Raw genomic sequence first — 18,668 nt, 5'->3', positions numbered from 1 at the left:
ATGAGGGACCAACCCGTGAAAAATTCAACCGCAGGACTACTCGCTGGCACAACGTTCGTGGCTGGGGCCGGTGCAGGCCTTGCGACGATGGCGTTTACAGACACATCGCTTCCCATTCAAACGAATGCGGAAGGCTGGGATAAAGTCGACCAAGTACGTAATTTGATTGAAGAACATTCGTTACAGGACATCTCAGAAGACGATTTATTGACCGGTGCGCTCGACGGGATGACCGCAGCGCTGAACGACCCGTATTCGGATTTCTTGGATGCGGAAGAAACGTCACAATTTACGGACTCGATTGAATCGAGTTTTGAAGGAATCGGCGCGACTTTGGAGAAGAAAGGAGAGGACATCCTAATTGTCGCTCCGATCAAAGGCGCTCCGGCTGAAGAGGGGGGACTTCGTCCTGGCGACATCATCACAGCGGTCGACGGGGAGTCGATCGAAGGGATGGATGTACAGGAAGCCGTCCAATTGATTCGAGGCGAAAAAGGGACGACCGTCACGTTGACGATTCGCCGTGGCAGTCAGACGGCGGATTATGAGATCACACGTGACACGATTCCAATCGAGACGGTCTTCTCTGAAGTGAAAGAGAAAGACGGTAAAAAGATTGGGTATCTCCAAGTCACCCAATTCTCAGAACCGACGGCTGATGAATTCCTCGAACAACTCGAGCAACTCGAGTCAGAAGAAATCGATAGCTTGATCATCGATGTTCGTGGAAATCCGGGAGGTCTCTTGCCTGCCGTCATCGAGATGTCGGAAGGGTTCGTCCCGACCTCAAAACCGGTCGTCCAAATCGAGAATGCGGACGGTGACCGTGATGCACAAAACGGTCGCGCTCGTGAAGCGAAACCGTATGACCTGTTTGTCTTGACGGATGAGGGTTCTGCCTCGGCATCTGAGATTTTGACTGGTGCGATGAAAGAAGGAGCAGGCGCGACCATCATCGGGACGAAGACGTTCGGAAAAGGTGTCGTCCAGACGGCGTTCGACTTAGAGGACGGCAGTAACTTGAAATTGACGACGAGCAAGTGGCTCACACCGGACGGAAATTGGATTAACAAGAAGGGCATCGAGCCGGACATTGAAGTGGAGCAACCGGACTTCTTCAACGTGACCCGTGTCCTGACAGAAGAAGAGTCGCTCCAAGTCGGAGATTACGGTGACGCCGTCTCGAACTTGCATAAAATTTTAACTGGAATCGGCTATGAGCCAGGCGGTCAGCCGGGATATTACGGGGACACGATGGCGAACGCCGTGAAAGCATTCCAGACAGACAATGGTCTCGAGGCTTCTGGAACTGTCGATGAAGAGACAGCCTCTGCACTCGAAGCGAAGTTGCTCGAAGCGATTCAAGATGAGGCGAATGACGCCCAATTGAATCGTGCGCTTGAAGAAGCCGCAAAATAACGTTGTATGAAAGAAAGGGTTGGACCGCGTGGAAGTTGTACGAATGGGTGTTACGGCTTTATTGACGTTGTTAGGTAGTCCGCTGTTTTGGGTGACACTTGTCGCCCTTACATACATATCGCTGACACGGGTCAAGCGAGAACGGGCCATGTTCCGTTCGAGACGTCGCTCACCGAAGTCGGAATGGAGACATTTCATCTGGCCGAGTCTTCTGTTAGCGGTCCTCTCATCGGCCGTGACGATTTTACTCGAGACGACCATCACGTTTGAGTGGGCCGTCTCGTTCACGATTCTCTATACGCTCGTCGTCTTGACGATGCATCCGCGATTCTTTAATCCGGTGCTGCCTCTTCTCGTGTTGTTTGGGGTCGTCTTGTTACGCGATGTTGTCGCATATGGGGTGCTTCGTGATTGGGTAGCAGCACTCGCTCAGGTCGATTGGACGGTCTATGCGCTCACATTCGGCCTCGTCACCCTTGCTGAAGCGATTCTCTTGCGCTGGAACGGACCAAAAGAGACATCCCCGACCTTGATCTTGTCGAAACGGGGGCAGTTTATCGGAGGGCATGTCGTCAAACGGATTTGGTTTTTCCCGCTCGTCGTCTTCGTGCCACCGATGTTCGGTCTCGACTGGCCGATGGTGCCCATCATTCTTCCGATTCCCATCGGGGTCAGTTTATTGTCGACCGGCGCCCTACCAGGAACGCTTCTCGCACGACTGAGCAATTATCGTGCCGTACTCGCTTTGATCGCTCTCGGTCTATTCGGCCTCTCATATGCGTTTGAGATTCCATATGTCGACTATGTAGTATTGACGCTATTCGTCCTCTATGAGCTCGGCTTACAATGGATCAAACGCGAGAATCGGGGAACGACACCCGTCTTCATCAACGGAAACCGTGGGGCGGTCATCGTCGACACGCTACCGAACTCGCCTGGAGAGGCGATGCAGCTCATCCCGGGTGAATCGATCTATAAAGTCAACGGGACGGTCATCACCGGAGGGCACAGTTTTTATGAGGCGCTCCAGCAACATAAGCCATACATCAAGCTGGAAGTGTTGAATCTGAACGGAGACATCCGATTCGTTCAACGGGCGATGTATGAGACCGATCCACATGAGCTCGGGATTTTGTTCGTCGGGGAACCAACGAGCCCGAGAGTTCGCTTACGTAAACTGTAAGAGTATCCGTCATGGGTACTCTTTTTTGCATACAAAAAGGGCACCTGCAAGGATGCCCTTTCGTCTTATACATCAAGTTTTGAAGGTTTGAATGCCATTGTGGCTTCGACAGCGTGTTGCCATCCTTTGTATAGGGCTTCACGGTGAGACTCGTCCATGTTCGGATCGAACTTCTTATCGAGTTTCCACTGGTCTTTGACTTCGGCTTGGTCTTTCCAGAATCCAACGGCGAGACCCGCCAAGTAGGCGGCACCGAGTGCAGTCGTTTCACTCACTTCAGGACGTTCGACCGGGACGTTGAGAATGTCCGATTGGAACTGCATGAGGAAGTTGTTGCTGACGGCTCCACCATCGACGCGGAGCGTCTTCAAGTTGATGCCTGAGTCATTTTCCATCGACGTGAGGACGTCACGTGTCTGGTAAGCGAGTGACTCGATTGTCGCCCGGACCATCTGTTCTTTCTCTGTCCCACGCGTGAGACCGAAGATGGCACCACGGACGTCAGAGTTCCAGTACGGGGCACCGAGACCGACGAAGGCAGGAACGACGTAGACACCGTCAGTTGATTCGATCCGTGTCGCATACTGTTCCGAGTCTTTCGCTGATTTCAACATTCGTAATCCGTCACGGAGCCACTGGATTGCAGAACCGGCGACGAAGATCGAACCTTCGAGCGCGTATTCTACTTTCCCGTTATAGCCCCAAGCGATTGTCGTCAAGAGACCGTGATCAGATTTGACGGCTTCTTCTCCCGTGTTCATGAGCATGAAACAACCTGTTCCATACGTGTTTTTCGCCTCACCTTTTTCGAAGCAAGTTTGTCCGAACAAGGCGGCCTGTTGGTCACCTGCAGCTCCGGCAATCGGGACTTCGAATCCGAAGAAGTGGTATGGAATCGTGTTCGCATAGACTTCACTTGACGGTTTGACTTCAGGAAGCATTGATTTTGGCACTGTCAAGATGTCGAGTAACTCGTCATCCCACTTCTGCTCGTAGATGTTGTACATGAGTGTACGCGATGCGTTCGAATAATCGGTTACGTGTGCTTTTCCACCAGAGAGTTTCCAGATGAGCCACGTGTCGATTGTCCCGAAGAGGAGTTCGCCGTTCTCAGCTTTTTCACGTGCACCCTCGACGTTGTCAAGAATCCATTTGACTTTCGTTCCTGAGAAGTAGGCATCGATGAGGAGACCTGTTTTGTCGCGGACCATATCGGAATGACCGGCTGCTTTCAGCTCTTCACAGATGTCGGCGGTTTGACGGGATTGCCAGACGACGGCGTTATAGACAGGGCGTCCTGTTTCCTTCTCCCAAACGACAGCTGTTTCACGTTGGTTCGTGATCCCGATTCCGGCAATCTCATTCGGGTCGATATCAGCAGAACCGAACGCTTCCGCCATAACGGCGAGGACAGACCCCCAAATCTCATTGGCGTTGTGCTCGACCCAGCCTGGTTTCGGGAAGTATTGTTTGAATTCGCGCTGTGCGACTGTGACAATTTTTCCATCATGATCAAAGATGATTGCTCGTGAACTTGTCGTTCCTTGGTCCAATGCTAAAATATAACGTTTTTCTTTCGCCATATGTGATTTCCTCCTTCAAAATTATGTGTTAAGGGACGAGAATACCGTAGATGAGTGCGGCAATAATCGCACCGATAATCGGACCGACGACCGGGATCCATGAATAACCCCAATCTGAAGATCCTTTTCCTTTAATTGGAAGGAATGCGTGTGCGATACGTGGCCCAAGGTCACGTGCCGGGTTGATCGCATATCCCGTCGTACCACCGAGCGAAAGACCAATCGATACAATCAAGAAACCAACGATGAGTGGATTGAGTCCGTCTGCGAATGTGTTTGCCCCGAATGACAACAATGCAAAGACAAGGACGAATGTTCCGATAATCTCACCAATCAAGTTGTACGGCGTGCTTCGAATACCTGGAGCTGTCGAGAACGTCGCCAGTTTTAAACCAGGATCGTCTGTCGCATCATAGTGCGGCTTGTAGTGGACATAAACCAAACATGCCCCGATGATGGCTCCAATAAACTGAGCGAGGATATAAAGTGGGACATCAGCCCATGGGAATTCGCCTGCTGTCGCGAGACCAATCGTGACGGCAGGGTTGATGTGAGCGCCTCCGTAAATTCCGGCTGCGTAGACCCCGACCATAACGGCAAGACCCCAACCCATTGTGATGACAATCCAGCCAGAGTTTTCCGCTTTGGAATGGCGGAGGACGACGCCGGCGACGACACCGTTACCGAGCAGAATCAATAGCATCGTACCAATAATTTCACTGACAAATGCTGACATGTGATACTCCCCTTTCTCCCTTATGCAATTTGACTTACCACTTCATTATATGCCCAAAATGTAAGCGTTTTAAAACAGTGTTTTTTAAAAATCCTACTTTTTTCCTACAAATGTTCACATTTACAGCTGTAAACTTCGCAAAAGAATTAAGAAGCAGAGCGAAACGTTCACGAAGTGGATGGTTTTTTCGGATATTTCAAGCATTCCAATTTACTAGGGACATAGTCCAATCTGAAAAGTGCAATGCTTTATGCCACAAAAGTGATTCTGTTGAAATCTTGATGTGATGATTTGGATGGAACAAGATGTTTCTTTTGAGACAGTAAAGGAAAAAGAAATGAACAATGGATTGAATGAAAAAAAGAAATAAAATGAATTAACCTACAAACTAATAAGCGAATATTTGTTCGTGTCTATGGTATAATCAAGACACTTATGAAATGAGAAGGTGAGGAGTATCTTATGGAATCGATTCCGTTTGCATTACAATCTGAATTTCAACCAGGAGGCGACCAGCCTGAAGCGATTCGACAGCTTGTCGAAGGTGTAAATCGAGGTGACCGGTATCAGACGCTCCTCGGTGCAACGGGTACGGGTAAAACGTTTACCGTTTCGAACGTCATTCAAGAAGTAAAGAAGCCGACACTCGTCCTCGCCCATAACAAGACGCTCGCCGGTCAGCTCTACTCGGAGTTCAAAGAGTTCTTCCCGAACAACGCGGTCGAGTACTTCGTCAGTTACTATGACTACTATCAACCGGAAGCGTACGTGCCGTCGACGGATACGTTCATTGAGAAGGATGCTTCAATCAATGATGAAATCGATAAGCTGCGTCACTCGGCGACGTCGGCTCTCTTTGAGCGCGATGACGTCATCATCGTCGCATCTGTCTCCTGTATTTATGGTCTCGGTAACCCGGAAGAATATCGGAGCCTCGTCTTGAGCCTTCGCGTCGGGAAAGAGATGGGACGTGACGAGATGTTACGTAAACTCATCGACATTCAATATGAACGAAACGATATCGATTTTCAGCGTGGACGTTTCCGTGTCCGCGGGGACGTCGTCGAGATCTTCCCAGCATCGCGTGACGAACACTGCATGCGCATCGAGTTCTTCGGAGACGAGATCGACCGTATCCGTGAGATGGATCCGTTGACGGGTGAAATCATCGCAGACCGTGATCACGTCGCCATCTTCCCGGCATCCCACTTCGTCACACGCGACGAAAAATTGCAAAAGGCAATCGTCAACATCGAAGCGGAACTTGAGGAACAACTTGAGAAGTTCCGCGAAGAAGGGAAGCTCCTAGAAGCGCAACGACTCGAGCAACGAACGCATTACGATTTGGAAATGATGCGTGAGATGGGGTATTGTTCAGGAATCGAGAACTATTCGCGCCACTTGAACTTGATGCCAGAAGGCTCGACTCCGTATACGCTACTCGATTACTTCCCAGAAGACTTCTTACTCGTCGCCGATGAGTCGCACGTGACGCTCCCGCAAGTACGCGGGATGTACAACGGGGATCAGGCACGGAAACAAGTGCTCGTCGATCACGGCTTCCGTCTCCCTTCGGCGAAGGATAACCGTCCGCTCAAGTTCGATGAGTTCGAGAAGAAAGTCTCACAAGCAATTTTCATCTCGGCGACACCAGGTCCGTACGAACTCGAACATACGCCGAACATGATTGAGCAGATCATCCGTCCGACCGGGTTACTTGATCCGACAATCGAGATTCATCCGATCAAAGGTCAGATTGACTACTTGATGGATCAGATTCGCGAACGCATCAAGCGCGACGAGCGCGTGCTCGTGACGACGCTCACGAAGAAGATGGCAGAGGACCTATCCGATTACTTACGCGAAGCGGGAATCAAGGTCAACTATATGCACTCTGAGATCAAGACGCTCGAGCGAATCGAAATCATTCGTGACCTTCGGCTCGGGAAGTATGACGTGCTCGTCGGGATCAACTTGTTGCGGGAGGGTCTCGATATTCCAGAGGTCAGTCTCGTGACGATCCTCGATGCGGACAAGGAAGGGTTCCTTCGTTCGGATCGCTCGCTCATCCAGACGATTGGTCGAGCGGCGCGTAATGCGAACGGACACGTCATCCTGTTCGCGGACAAGGTGACCGACTCGATGGCGCGGGCCATCGAAGAGACGGATCGTCGTCGGTCGATTCAACAGGCTTATAATGAAGAACATGGCATCATCCCGCAGACGATTCGAAAGGACGTCCGAGGGGTCATTCGGGCGACGGTCGAGGCGGAAGAGGAAGCACTCGAATCGCTCAGTACGATGAAGCCGGCCGAACGCGAGGCGGCGATTGCCAAGTTGGAAGAAGAAATGAAGCAAGCGGCGCGCGACCTCCAGTTCGAACGTGCGGCCGAATTGCGTGACTTAATCTTGGAGTTGAAGGTAGGGAATTAAATGGCTGAAAAGAAAAATGCGATTGTCATCAAAGGGGCACGCGTCAACAACTTAAAAAATATTGACATCGATATCCCACGTGACCAGCTCGTCGTCTTGACGGGCTTGTCCGGCTCCGGGAAATCGTCACTTGCGTTCGATACGATCTATGCGGAAGGACAGCGTCGTTACGTCGAGAGCTTATCCGCATATGCCCGACAGTTCCTCGGACAGATGGATAAGCCAGACGTCGATACGATTGAAGGGCTCAGTCCGGCCATCTCGATTGACCAGAAGACGACGAGTCGTAACCCACGGTCGACGGTCGGGACGGTGACCGAGATTTATGATTACCTTCGTCTATTGTTCGCACGAATCGGGAAGCCGGTCTGTCCGAACCACGGCATCGAGATCTCGAGTCAAACGATCTCACAGATGGTCGACCAGGTGATGGAATTGCCGGAACGGACGCGACTCCAAATTCTTGCGCCAATCGTATCGGGTCGAAAAGGGACGCACGTGAAAGTATTCGACTCCTTGAAAAAAGAAGGATTTGTTCGTGTCCGTGTCAATGGTGAAACAATTGAATTGACGGATGAGATCGAGCTCGATAAAAACAAGAAGCATTCGATTGAAGTCGTCGTCGACCGCCTCGTGGTCCGACCTGACGTCGAAGGGCGCCTCGCCGACTCACTCGAGACGGCATTACGTCTTGCGGACGGCCGTGTCATTATCGATAAGATGGATGGCACCGAGCTTCTCTTCAGTGAGCATCACGCCTGTCCGATCTGCGGGTTCTCCATCGGCGAACTCGAACCTCGGATGTTCTCATTCAACTCGCCATTCGGTGCATGTCCGACGTGTGATGGTCTTGGGACGAAACTAGACGTCGACCCAGAACTCGTCATCCCGGACCCGTCGAAGACGTTGAAGGAGGGGGCGATTGCCGCATGGCAACCGACAAGTTCCCAGTACTATCCACAACTTTTGGCTGCGATGTGCCAGCATTTCAACATCGACATGGACGTGCCGTTCGAGCGCCTATCAAAACGTGATCAGGACCTCGTCTTGAACGGATCTTCGGAGGAATCGTTCCTCTTCCGCTACGAGAACGACTTCGGTCAAGTGCGGACGAATACCATTTTCTTTGAAGGGGTGCTCCGTAACATCGAGCGCCGTTACCGGGAGACAACATCCGACTATATCCGTGAGCAGATGGAAATGTACATGGCGACACATGCGTGTCCGACATGTCACGGCTATCGCTTGAAAGAAGAGTCGCTCGCCGTCAAGATCACGGGTCAGCACGTCGGGCAAGTGACGGAGAAATCGGTCGTGAACGCACTCGCGTTCTTTGAAGGACTCAACGAGCAGTTGAGCGAGAAAGAGATCGCCATCGCCCGTCTCATCATCCAAGAGATTCGGGAACGACTCAGTTTTTTGAATAACGTCGGTCTCGACTACTTGACGCTCTCTCGTGCCGCTGGAACACTCTCGGGTGGGGAGGCGCAGCGGATTCGTCTCGCGACACAAATTGGGTCTCGTCTCACGGGTGTTTTGTATGTCCTTGACGAACCATCCATCGGTCTTCATCAACGTGATAACGATCGGTTGATTTCGACCCTCAAACAGATGCGGGACATCGGCAACACGCTCATCGTCGTCGAGCATGACGAGGACACGATGATGGAAGCCGACTACTTGATCGATATCGGACCAGGCGCAGGAGAACATGGCGGACAGGTCATTGCGGCCGGGACGCCGAAACAACTGATGAAAAATAAAAACTCGCTCACCGGTCAATATCTTGCTGGGAAGAAGTTCATCCCACTTCCGGCTGAACGGAAGATGCCAGACGAACGTTTCTTAAAGATCGTCAAAGCAGAAGAGAACAACCTAAAAGACGTCGACGTTTCCATTCCACTCGGGATGTTCGTTGCCGTAACAGGGGTCTCGGGATCGGGTAAATCGACCCTCATCAATGAGATTCTCTATAAATCGCTCGCGCACAATATGAACCGGGCCAAAGCGAAGCCAGGCAAGCACAAGAAGATTGAAGGACTTGAGCATATCGATAAGGTCATCGATATCGACCAATCCCCGATCGGACGGACCCCTCGTTCGAACCCGGCCACGTATACGGGTGTCTTTGATGATATTCGTGACGTCTTCGCCTCGACGAATGAAGCGAAGATGCGCGGCTACAAGAAGGGACGTTTCAGTTTCAACGTTAAAGGCGGGCGCTGTGAAGCATGTCGTGGGGATGGGATCATCAAAATCGAGATGCACTTCCTTCCTGACGTCTACGTTCCGTGTGAGGTCTGTCACGGGAAACGCTATAATCGTGAAACGCTCGAAGTGAAGTACAAAGGGAAGACGATCGCAGACGTCCTTGATATGACGATTGAGGAAGGACTCGAATTCTTTGACAAGATTCCGAAAATCAAGCGGAAGATTCAAACGATTTATGACGTCGGTCTTGGCTATATGAAACTCGGTCAGCCAGCGACGGAACTTTCGGGTGGGGAAGCCCAGCGTGTCAAACTCGCTTCGGAACTTCATAAACGGTCGACCGGGAAAACGATTTATATTCTGGACGAACCGACGACCGGTCTTCACGTCGACGACATCGCGCGCTTGTTGAAAGTGTTGCAACGTCTTGTCGAGAACGGGGACACGGTGCTTGTCATCGAGCATAACCTCGATGTCATCAAGTCGGCCGATTATTTGATTGACCTCGGACCAGAGGGTGGAGATGGTGGCGGACTCATCGTCGCAACGGGGACACCAGAAGAAGTCGCGGAAGTGTCAGGCTCGTATACCGGTAAGTATTTGAAGCCGGTTCTCGAACGAGATGCAGCCCGAGTGAAACCGAAAGCAGGAAAAAAGAAATAAGTATAGAAATGGTGAGAAACGGGAAGGTAATTGACGTGCAACCAAATTGAAGGGGGAAAACGAACGTGAAACAAGAAATGCGTGAACTGATTCTCCAGCAAGTGAAGGAAGGCAAGATGACGATCGAGGAGGCGATGACGCAACTCGAACGTCTCGAGCGACTTGAACCGGAACAGGTTCAAACGCTTGAAGAGCGACAGGATACAGAAAAGGTCGATGCCTATTCGGTTGAATCGCTCACAACGAAACTGACATCGGCAGTGGAAGGGCTCGTGACGAAACTTCGCGACAGCGACTTTTCATTCAGCTCGAACTTTGGTCCGGAAGTGACGTATTCGAAGTCGTTCCCGTTCACAGGTAGCGATATCTCGCTCGACCTGTTCAACGCGTCGGCGACAATTGTTTCGTCTGATGCCGAAGATTGTGAACTGATTGTCACGGGTCGTCCGCTCCGCCAACAAGACGCGGATAAGGCGCTCGAACAGTTACAGTCTGCGGTTAAGCACTCTGTCATCGGGGATCGTCTCGTCGTTTCGCTCCGTGATAAACTCGTCCGGGCCCACGTGGAACTGTACGTCCCGCACCACCATTTCAACCATCTTCTTGTTCAAACGTTGAACGGTGAAGTCCGGGCCGATGGTCTCGATGTCGAGAACGTTCGTGTGCAAACCGCAAACGGGCGTGTCGTGCTCCATGACGTGCATGCATCCGAACTATTACTGAACACTGGGAATGGGACGGTCGAGGTCGAAGGTGTCGAAGCGGAACTCGTTCACGTTCGGACCGGAAACGGTGCCGTCATCGTCGGTGGGAAGTACGATAAAGCCTCCCTCAAGACCGGGAACGGAAACATCCGCGCGGAACTGGCGACAGCTCGTCCTGCGAAGTTTGAACTCGCGTCACTCGCCGGAAACATTCGACTCGTGTTACCACATGGCGTCGAGGTCGAAGGGGAGCTCGAGACGAACTTCGGTGGTCTGCACTGCTTGCTCGATGAGCTCGAAATCATCCGTGACCGTAAGGACGTCGCACAGCGTCGTCTGGAATTCTTGTCGGGTCGTGGTCAAACCCCTCGCATCGAAGTCGAGGCGGGGACGCGTACCGGTACGATCGATTTGGAGCACGGTTCGGTCTATACGCCATCCACATTCCTTGATGAGGATAAAGTAGAACCGGCTGACCCGGTCGATCCCGTCGACCCGGGCGATTTGAACAATCCGTTCCATCAACAATAAGCAAATCCCGAAGGCTGAGCCTTCGGGATTTTTTGATTATAGATTCATTTCGTACTCCATCTGTTGCCAATCCATCATCTGCGTATCAAACAAAGTGAAGGCGCTGATAGCGAACACGATGAAGAGGACCGGTCCGGCAATCAAGAGAATGATTCCAAGAAGGCGCATCGACTTCGAGCGATTCCAATAGAAGATGATGGCGACAATCATGGAGATGAGCGCTCCGGACAAGAAGAATCCGATGATGTTCAAGATGAACAAGAGCAAGATCGTCTCGTTTTTCGTTGCGGCATATTCTTTCCACATATCGATCAATGATTTGATGATGTAAACGAGTGACCCAATTCCAATCACTAGCGCAAATAAGATGACAATTCCGAATAAACCTCCCATTATTCCACCTCCTAGTAAGCCTATACCCTACATACGAACGGCGTAATAGGATGGTTTCAACAATTTTTTGACACGTTCTTCATCACTTCCCTAGCCCGTCTTAGAAAGAGCTATGATACAATAATGAGCGTGAAAGGGGCAGATACTCATGCAAAATATCGTACGTACCGCTCAAGTTGTTGAGCGTTTTAAACTTCAAATCATTGCGGGAGAGGAAGGACTTCATCGTCCGGTCGCCACACCCGACCTGAGTCGACCGGGTCTCGTCCTTGCCGGCTATTATACGCACTATGCCAAAAACCGCCTGCAAGTGCTTGGGAAGACGGAGTTGACATTCTACGCGAGCCTCTCGGAAGAGAAGCGTCGTGAGCGCGCTAAAATCTTGTGTACGAAACAGACGCCAGGAATTTTAATCACGCGTGGCTTTGATATTCCAAAAGAAATCGAAGAAGAAGCGGAAGCGGCAAACGTCCCGCTCATGCGGACGAATGCGGTGACGACCTCAATCGAATCACAAATCACGAACTTCCTAGAGATGGAACTCGCACCGATGACAGCGATGCACGGCGTGCTCGTTGACATTTACGGTGTCGGTGTCCTCATCAAGGGCCAGAGTGGTGTCGGGAAATCTGAGACGGCACTTGAACTCGTCAAACGGGGGCACCGCCTCGTCGCCGATGATTCAGTCGAGATTCGTCAAACGGGGGACCATCTCCTCGTCGGATCAGCACCGAAGCTCATTCGTCACCTGCTCGAGATTCGTGGGATTGGCATCATCGACGTCATGACGTTGTTCGGTGCGGGTGCGGTTCGGTCGCATAAAAAGATCAGTCTCATCGTCAACTTGGAGAACTGGGACGCGGGCAAAGTATACGACCGTGTCGGACTCGACCACAATACGATGAAAATCATCGACAGTGAAGTTCCTCTCTTGACCATCCCCGTTCGACCTGGTCGAAACTTGGCAGTCATCATCGAGGTCGCAGCGATGAACTATCGTCTGCAAAATATGGGAATCAATACGGCTGAAGAGTTCGCAGAACGTCTCGCGAACGCGATTCAGGATACTGAAGGAGACTTGTGAGCATGGTAGAACCGACATTTGATCGTGTGGCGTTTGAGATTGGCTCTTTGCCAATCTATTGGTACGGCATGATTATCGCCTTTGGGGCGATGCTTGGTCTCGTCCTCGCCTTATACGAAGCAAAACGTATCAATTATGATTCAGAACGACTCGTGGATGTCGTCATCTGGTCGATTCCGATCAGCATCGTCTTCGCGCGCATTTATTACGTGACGTTCCAATGGGATTATTATTCAGAGAACCTCGGACAAATCATCGACATTCGTCAAGGTGGGATTGCCATTCATGGAGCCATCTTCGGTGCTCTCCTTGTCGTCATCGTCTATTGTATGCGAAAGTCGATGTCGTTCTGGAAAGTGACGGACATCTTGGCGCCATCGCTTCTTCTTGGACAAGCCATTGGGCGTTGGGGAAACTTTATGAACCAAGAGGCACATGGTGGCGAGACGACGCGTAGTTTCTTGCAAGATACGCTCATGCTACCAGACTGGATCGTCAATCAGATGTACATTGATGGGACTTATTATATCCCGACCTTCTTATATGAAAGTGTATGGAATATCATCGGGGTCATCCTTCTCGTCGCGTGGCGCATGATTGGCAATCCACGACGTGGTTATATCTTCTTGTCGTACCTCATCTGGTACTCAATCGGTCGCTACAATATCGAGGGACTTCGTACGGACAGTCTCATGTCAGGAGATTTGCGTGCGGCCCAAATGGTGTCGATCGCCTTGATCTTATTCGGTATCGTCATGATGATCCTTCGCCGCAACGCGAAACGGTACAACGACCCATCAGAGAAAGGATTGTTTGATTAATGGATACGCTCTTATTTGATTTAGACGGTACATTACTCGATACGAACCCGCTCATTATCGCGAGTTTCCGCCATACGTTCGACTACTACTTCCCAGAGCAAACGTATCGGGATGAAGACATTTATCGATTCATCGGACCAACGCTCGAAAAGTCGTTCCGTGAACTCAACGAGCCGGAATGGAAAGAGATGCAAGCCTTCTATCGGAGCTTCAACATCGCCATGCATGACCAACTCGTCGCGGAGTATCCAGGGGTCATCAAAGGGCTATACCGCCTCCATGAGAAAGGATACAAGATGGGCGTCGTCACGTCGAAAGGTCGTCCGGTCGTCGAGCGCGGGCTTCGATTGTTCAACATCGACCACTTGTTTGATGTCGTCGTGACGGCGGATGACGTCGAGAACGAAAAACCTCACGCCGAACCGGTCGAACGTGCGCTCAAGGCGCTCGGTTCGTCACCAGAACGCGCCGTCATGGTCGGAGACAACGACACGGATATCTTCAGCGGGAAAAATGCCGGAACGAAGACGGTCGCTGTAGGCTGGGCCCTCAAAGGGCGTCCATTCCTCGAATCGCTCGAACCGGACGTCATCATCGACTCGATGGAACATTTCGAGGCGTGGCTAGACGAGGTCAGTATTCATGCGTAAGACGACACGATATCACATCGAGGGACCGAATCCGCTTTGGCAAATGTATCAGACGATTCGCTTTCTGCGTGTCTTCAAAAACACGACGGTCGTTCTGGTCGGTCGTTACTTTCCGTCGGTGAAGGCAAAGCGTTGGCTTTACCAGACGTTCCTCGGGATGAATATCGGAGAATATAGTGCCCTTGCTCTCATGGTCACACCGGACGTCATGTTCCCGGAACGTATCACGATTGGTCGCAATACGGTCATCGGATTCAATTCGACGATTCTCTGTCATGAGTATCTCGTAGACGAGTATCGGATCGGGGACGTCATCATCGGTGATGGCGTATTAATCGGTGCGAACGTTACCATCCTGCCAGGGGTAACCATCGGGGACGGTGCCGTCATCGGCGCGGGCGCGGTGGTGCACCGTGACGTCTTACCAGGAGAGCGGGTCATCGGTTCAAAGCTTCAATCGTTGACACATATTTGACACAATTTTTCGCAAAATGTTTTCATGAGCATTTTGTTCGTACAGAATCAATAATACTTGAGCGGTATCACTTTTTTTTAAAGAGATGCCGCTTTTTCATGGATAAATGTACAGAAATGAAGCCATCATATTTTCGTTCAAAAACAATTTTTGAACCTAGTAAAAAATATTCATTATAGAGGGAATATAGTCGCAATTTTTTTTAACTTTTTCAGTTGCCCTCGTTGTTCGAGTGCGGTATTCTTATCCCTGCAACTAAAAAAGATTTAGAGATGATGTGGAGGATTTAGAATATGGAAGCGAACTATGAAGCAGTAATGACGCTACCCGAACCAGAATCTCCGCTCGCTGCGGAGCTCCACTACTATAGAGGTCGTCGTGCGTTACGTGAAGGTCGCCTGGATGAAGCGACTTTTTTCATGGCTGAAGCGACAGCGGCAGCCACGCATCGCGTCGACTATCATAAACAGTACGCAGAACTGTTATTTGAAGTAGGGGAGGTCTACCACGCCAATGACGTGTGGAAACGAGTATTAGAGCTCGATGAGACCGCAACAGAGGCACTGTATCACTTAGCAAGCAACTGTGCCTATGTCTCTCAATATGAGGAAGCGGCGCACTATGCATCCGAATATCTCGCCCGTGACACAAAAGGTCACTTCACGGAAGCTGTGCAATCCCTTCTTGAACTGATCGAACTCGAACAAGAGCTCGAGGACGAGGAAGAAGACGAATTGATCACGTGGCATACGGAAGCGCAGCGTCAAATCGATAAAGGACGATTGTTTGCGGCAAAGGCGACACTCGAGCGTCTCATCGGTCAATATCCATCGTTTTGGCCAGCATACAACAATCTGTCGGTCGTCAATTTTTACCTTGGTGATGACCAAGCGGCATTCCGGACGCTCGAATACGTGCTCGACCAAAATCCTGGCAACTTGCATGCAATCTTGAACACGATTCTCTTGCTCCATGAAGCGGGTCAATCGGAAGTGGCCCTTCAGTTGTCGACACCGCTTACACGTGTCCGTCCACTCCAATTTGACTTACGTTATAAATTGGCGACGACACTCGCGCTTGTCGGACATTACGACCGTGCATATGAAGAACTGCGTCTATTGAAAGACCGCGGATTCCGTGGGGACCCACTGTTTGGGCATTGGCTCAGCGTGTCTGCCTATAAGACAGGACGACTTGAAGAGGCAGCCACCTACTTGAACAATGAAGAGATGAAACAGTTTGAAGAGAAACAAAGCTTCGACATTCGAGAAAACCTCGAATTTCGTTCGGCGCTCGTCCAAGGATTGCGTCAAGAGAGCGACTTGGCTCGAATCGAGATTATCCGAATCATCGCCAACTTAAAAGATGACGAAGCGTTCGAAGCGCTTGCGCTCACGAATGCGGTGACGGAAAACGGGACGGTCCGTGCGTTCGCAGAGATGTGTCGTGCCGACCTTTGTCAGCAACCGTTCAAAGGAGACGTCCGGATCAAGCGTGCGTTTGATGCGCTCGTCTTGGCTGAAGCACATGTATCAGAAGCGGAACGGATGAGCCTAGAGGGCGACTTCTATGAACGTTTCGCGACGCTTCTGTTGTCTGATGAATCATTCATGGACGTAACGGCATCGGCCGTTGCGCTCGTCTGGATGTTTTATACGAAACGGGACGCATTGATTCTCGAAAATTGTGCGAACGCCTTCCATCTCTCGGTCGACACGTTGACAGAGACGGTCCGTTCGTTCAAACGGACACTCGAACAAGCATAAAGATAGACGATACCCTTACAGGTTTCTTATACTAAAGGCAATCAATTTCTTGCAGAGGTGGAATCAACATGACAGAAGAAAAAATTTATGACGTCATTATCATCGGTGCCGGTCCTGCCGGAATGACCGCTGCGCTATATGCTTCACGAGCGAACCTTTCAACACTTATGATTGAACGCGGGATTCCAGGTGGTCAGATGGCAAACACGGAAGACATTGAGAACTATCCGGGCTATGACAGCATCCTTGGTCCTGACTTGTCTCAAAAAATGTTCGACCATTCGAAAGCGTTCGGTGCGGAGTATGCATATGGGGACGTGCAAAGCATCTCGGATGAAACACAATATAAAATCGTCCATGCGCACAACCGTGACTATAAAGCACGTGCAATCATCCTCGCCTCTGGTGCTCAGTATAAGAAAATCGGCGTACCGGGAGAAGAAGAACTCGGTGGCCGTGGCGTATCGTATTGTGCGGTATGTGACGGAGCGTTCTTCAAAGGGAAAGATTTGTTCGTCATCGGCGGTGGCGACTCGGCTGTTGAAGAAGGTGTCTTCTTGACACGCTTTGCGAACAAGGTGACGATCGTTCACCGTCGCGATGAGCTTCGCGCTCAGAAGATTCTTCAAAAACGTGCGTTCGACAATGAGAAGATCGATTTCATTTGGAACCACACGTTGAAAGAAATCACAGAGAAAGACGGGAAAGTCGGTGGGGCTCGTCTTGTCAGCACAATTGACGGGACTGAGACAGACCACGAGATCGACGGCGTCTTCATCTATATCGGCATGAACCCGATCACCGGGTTCGTCCAAGACCTCGGCATCACGAACGAGCAAGGATACATCGTCACGAACGAGGCGATGGAAACGAACATCCCAGGGATTTTCGCTGCCGGCGACGTTCGCGAGAAAACGCTTCGTCAAGTCGTCACAGCGACGAACGACGGATCGATTGCCGCTCAGAATGCTCAACACTTCATCGAGGGACTCCTCGAATCGTTGCAAGAACAAAACGCATGATTCAAGAAGGTAGGACTGCGGGGGACCGCGGTCCTTCTCTTTTTTTCGGACGTTCGTTATACTAGATGAAGAGAGCTACACACACGGCTCGGTTGTCAATTTTAAGGGGGCGTCAGCGAGATGGAAGACTTTAAAGGATTAGAAGAATTGATCATCATCAGTGGGATGAGCGGGGCTGGGAAGTCGGTCGCCATGAATAGTTTCGAGGACCTCGGCTATTTCTGCGTCGACAATTTGCCACCGGTACTCTTACCACAATTGATTGATGTCATCAGCTCGGTCCGACCGAAAATCGCGGTCGCCATCGATACACGGACACGAGACTTTATCGATAGCTTGTTCATCGTCATCGACGATTTGGAAAAGAAGAACGTGCATCCGCACCTGTTGTATTTAGAGACGCGGGACGACGTGCTCGTTCGCCGTTATAAGGAGACGCGACGGTCCCATCCGCTCGCACCGGAAGATGCGCCACTCGTCGGCATCAAGATGGAGCGCGAACTGTTAGAAGGATTCCGTGACCGGGCCCACACGTTGTATGATACGAGCGACTTGAAGCCACAGATGTTGAAGGACCGCATCCTCCAACAGTTCAACGAAGAACGGATCCCGTTCACAGTCAACTTCATGTCGTTCGGTTTCAAACACGGAGTGCCGCTCGATATCGACTTATTGTTCGACGTCCGTTTCATCACGAACCCATTCTATATCCCTGAGCTCCGTCCGCTCACGGGTCAGACGACAGAAGTACAAGAGTACGTCATGTCGCACCCGGAAGCGCGAGCGTTCTATAAGAAGTTGATCGACATGCTCGAGTTCCTCCTTCCGCAGTATAAACGGGAAGGGAAGACGCAAATCGTCGTGGCGTTCGGCTGTACCGGCGGGAAACACCGGTCGATCACCTTCGCTGAGAAAGTGTCGGAGCACTTTGCTGATCGCTATAACGTGAAGACGGTCCACCGCGACCTCGTTCACGCGACGAAGGAGAAGTGAC

The 18,668-nt window shown here is 51.0% G+C and carries 15 protein-coding genes; 12 read left to right on the top strand and 3 right to left on the bottom strand.

The genetic code is table 11. The annotated features are described in order from the left end of the window. The first annotated feature begins 15 nt into the window (after positions 1-15). Together KNO68_RS07300 and KNO68_RS07295 are read left to right on the top strand one after the other, a co-directional pair. Positions 16-1,419, top strand: a complete 1,404-nt coding sequence (locus KNO68_RS07300; protein WP_214683868.1) for a S41 family peptidase — start codon at positions 16-18, stop codon at positions 1,417-1,419. Positions 1,420-1,447: 28 nt separating this feature from the next. Beyond that, positions 1,448-2,602 carry a PDZ domain-containing protein gene (locus KNO68_RS07295; protein WP_240499842.1) on the top strand — a complete coding sequence of 385 codons (1,155 nt, stop codon included), beginning with the start codon at positions 1,448-1,450 and terminating at the stop codon, positions 2,600-2,602. 65 nt (positions 2,603-2,667) lie between these two features. Here the strand turns inward: KNO68_RS07295 and glpK are convergent, their stop codons facing one another. Both glpK and KNO68_RS07285 read right to left on the bottom strand, forming a co-directional pair. Beyond that, positions 2,668-4,185 carry a glycerol kinase GlpK gene (gene glpK, locus KNO68_RS07290; protein ID WP_078147317.1) on the bottom strand — a complete coding sequence of 506 codons (1,518 nt, stop codon included), beginning with the start codon at positions 4,183-4,185 and terminating at the stop codon, positions 2,668-2,670. 28 nt (positions 4,186-4,213) lie between these two features. After that, positions 4,214-4,921, bottom strand: a complete 708-nt coding sequence (locus KNO68_RS07285; RefSeq protein WP_047795079.1) for an MIP/aquaporin family protein — start codon at positions 4,919-4,921, stop codon at positions 4,214-4,216. 462 nt (positions 4,922-5,383) lie between these two features. On the opposite strand from KNO68_RS07285, the gene uvrB reads away from it, so the two are divergent. The 3 genes from uvrB to KNO68_RS07270 all read left to right on the top strand — a co-directional run bounded on the left by uvrB (position 5,384) and on the right by KNO68_RS07270 (position 11,463). Next, positions 5,384-7,354: an excinuclease ABC subunit UvrB gene (gene uvrB, locus KNO68_RS07280; protein ID WP_214683870.1), complete on the top strand. Its 1,971-nt coding sequence runs from the start codon at positions 5,384-5,386 to the stop codon at positions 7,352-7,354. Further along, positions 7,355-10,228, top strand: a complete 2,874-nt coding sequence (uvrA, locus tag KNO68_RS07275; protein ID WP_214683872.1) for an excinuclease ABC subunit UvrA — start codon at positions 7,355-7,357, stop codon at positions 10,226-10,228. A gap of 65 nt (positions 10,229-10,293) precedes the next feature. Beyond that, on the top strand, positions 10,294-11,463 hold the full coding sequence (locus KNO68_RS07270) for a DUF4097 family beta strand repeat-containing protein (protein WP_214683873.1): 1,170 nt from the start codon (positions 10,294-10,296) through the stop codon (positions 11,461-11,463). Positions 11,464-11,499: 36 nt separating this feature from the next. Here the strand turns inward: KNO68_RS07270 and KNO68_RS07265 are convergent, their stop codons facing one another. After that, a complete protein-coding gene (locus KNO68_RS07265; RefSeq protein ID WP_078147314.1) occupies positions 11,500-11,856 on the bottom strand; it encodes a hypothetical protein in 357 nt (118 codons plus the stop codon). A gap of 148 nt (positions 11,857-12,004) precedes the next feature. Here KNO68_RS07265 and hprK point away from each other — a divergent pair, with 148 nt between their 5' ends. From hprK to rapZ, 7 genes are all read left to right on the top strand, one after another. After that, on the top strand, positions 12,005-12,940 hold the full coding sequence (hprK, locus tag KNO68_RS07260; RefSeq protein WP_214683874.1) for an HPr(Ser) kinase/phosphatase: 936 nt from the start codon (positions 12,005-12,007) through the stop codon (positions 12,938-12,940). A gap of 2 nt (positions 12,941-12,942) precedes the next feature. Beyond that, on the top strand, positions 12,943-13,761 hold the full coding sequence (gene lgt, locus KNO68_RS07255; protein WP_078147312.1) for a prolipoprotein diacylglyceryl transferase: 819 nt from the start codon (positions 12,943-12,945) through the stop codon (positions 13,759-13,761). Next, positions 13,761-14,411, top strand: coding sequence for a pyrophosphatase PpaX (ppaX, locus tag KNO68_RS07250; protein ID WP_078147311.1), 651 nt, complete (start codon positions 13,761-13,763; stop codon positions 14,409-14,411). The genes lgt and ppaX overlap by 1 nt, the downstream gene beginning before the upstream one ends. Further along, positions 14,404-14,886 (top strand): acyltransferase, encoded by a 483-nt coding sequence (locus KNO68_RS07245; RefSeq protein WP_074036278.1) that lies wholly within the window; start codon positions 14,404-14,406, stop codon positions 14,884-14,886. The genes ppaX and KNO68_RS07245 overlap by 8 nt, the downstream gene beginning before the upstream one ends. Positions 14,887-15,179: 293 nt before the next feature. Next, positions 15,180-16,652, top strand: a complete 1,473-nt coding sequence (locus KNO68_RS07240; protein ID WP_215112245.1) for a tetratricopeptide repeat protein — start codon at positions 15,180-15,182, stop codon at positions 16,650-16,652. Positions 16,653-16,720: 68 nt separating this feature from the next. After that, positions 16,721-17,674, top strand: a complete 954-nt coding sequence (gene trxB / locus KNO68_RS07235) for a thioredoxin-disulfide reductase (RefSeq protein ID WP_078147309.1) — start codon at positions 16,721-16,723, stop codon at positions 17,672-17,674. 120 nt (positions 17,675-17,794) lie between these two features. Then, positions 17,795-18,667, top strand: a complete 873-nt coding sequence (gene rapZ / locus KNO68_RS07230; RefSeq protein ID WP_078147308.1) for an RNase adapter RapZ — start codon at positions 17,795-17,797, stop codon at positions 18,665-18,667. The last annotated feature ends 1 nt before the right edge of the window (position 18,668 follow it).

This window comes from Exiguobacterium sp. s75 (genome assembly GCF_018617145.1).
Taxonomy (GTDB): Bacteria; Bacillota; Bacilli; order Exiguobacteriales; family Exiguobacteriaceae; genus Exiguobacterium; species Exiguobacterium profundum.
The sequence above is the reverse complement of the archived record's forward strand: the minus strand, read 5'-3'. Positions and strand labels throughout refer to the sequence as shown.

Bases quoted from the DNA above. Each gene is read 5' to 3' on its own strand.
- KNO68_RS07265 (WP_078147314.1), bottom strand. From the start codon at position 11,856: ATGGGAGGTTTATTCGGAATTGTCATCTTATTTGCGCTAGTGATTGGA.
- KNO68_RS07285 (WP_047795079.1), bottom strand. From the start codon at position 4,921: ATGTCAGCATTTGTCAGTGAAATTATTGGTACGATGCTATTGATTCTG.
- rapZ (WP_078147308.1), top strand. From the start codon at position 17,795: ATGGAAGACTTTAAAGGATTAGAAGAATTGATCATCATCAGTGGGATG.
- ppaX (WP_078147311.1), top strand. From the start codon at position 13,761: ATGGATACGCTCTTATTTGATTTAGACGGTACATTACTCGATACGAAC.
- KNO68_RS07240 (WP_215112245.1), top strand. From the start codon at position 15,180: ATGGAAGCGAACTATGAAGCAGTAATGACGCTACCCGAACCAGAATCT.
- hprK (WP_214683874.1), top strand. From the start codon at position 12,005: ATGCAAAATATCGTACGTACCGCTCAAGTTGTTGAGCGTTTTAAACTT.
- uvrB (WP_214683870.1), top strand. From the start codon at position 5,384: ATGGAATCGATTCCGTTTGCATTACAATCTGAATTTCAACCAGGAGGC.
- uvrA (WP_214683872.1), top strand. From the start codon at position 7,355: ATGGCTGAAAAGAAAAATGCGATTGTCATCAAAGGGGCACGCGTCAAC.
- glpK (WP_078147317.1), bottom strand. From the start codon at position 4,185: ATGGCGAAAGAAAAACGTTATATTTTAGCATTGGACCAAGGAACGACA.
- KNO68_RS07245 (WP_074036278.1), top strand. From the start codon at position 14,404: ATGCGTAAGACGACACGATATCACATCGAGGGACCGAATCCGCTTTGG.
- lgt (WP_078147312.1), top strand. From the start codon at position 12,943: ATGGTAGAACCGACATTTGATCGTGTGGCGTTTGAGATTGGCTCTTTG.
- trxB (WP_078147309.1), top strand. From the start codon at position 16,721: ATGACAGAAGAAAAAATTTATGACGTCATTATCATCGGTGCCGGTCCT.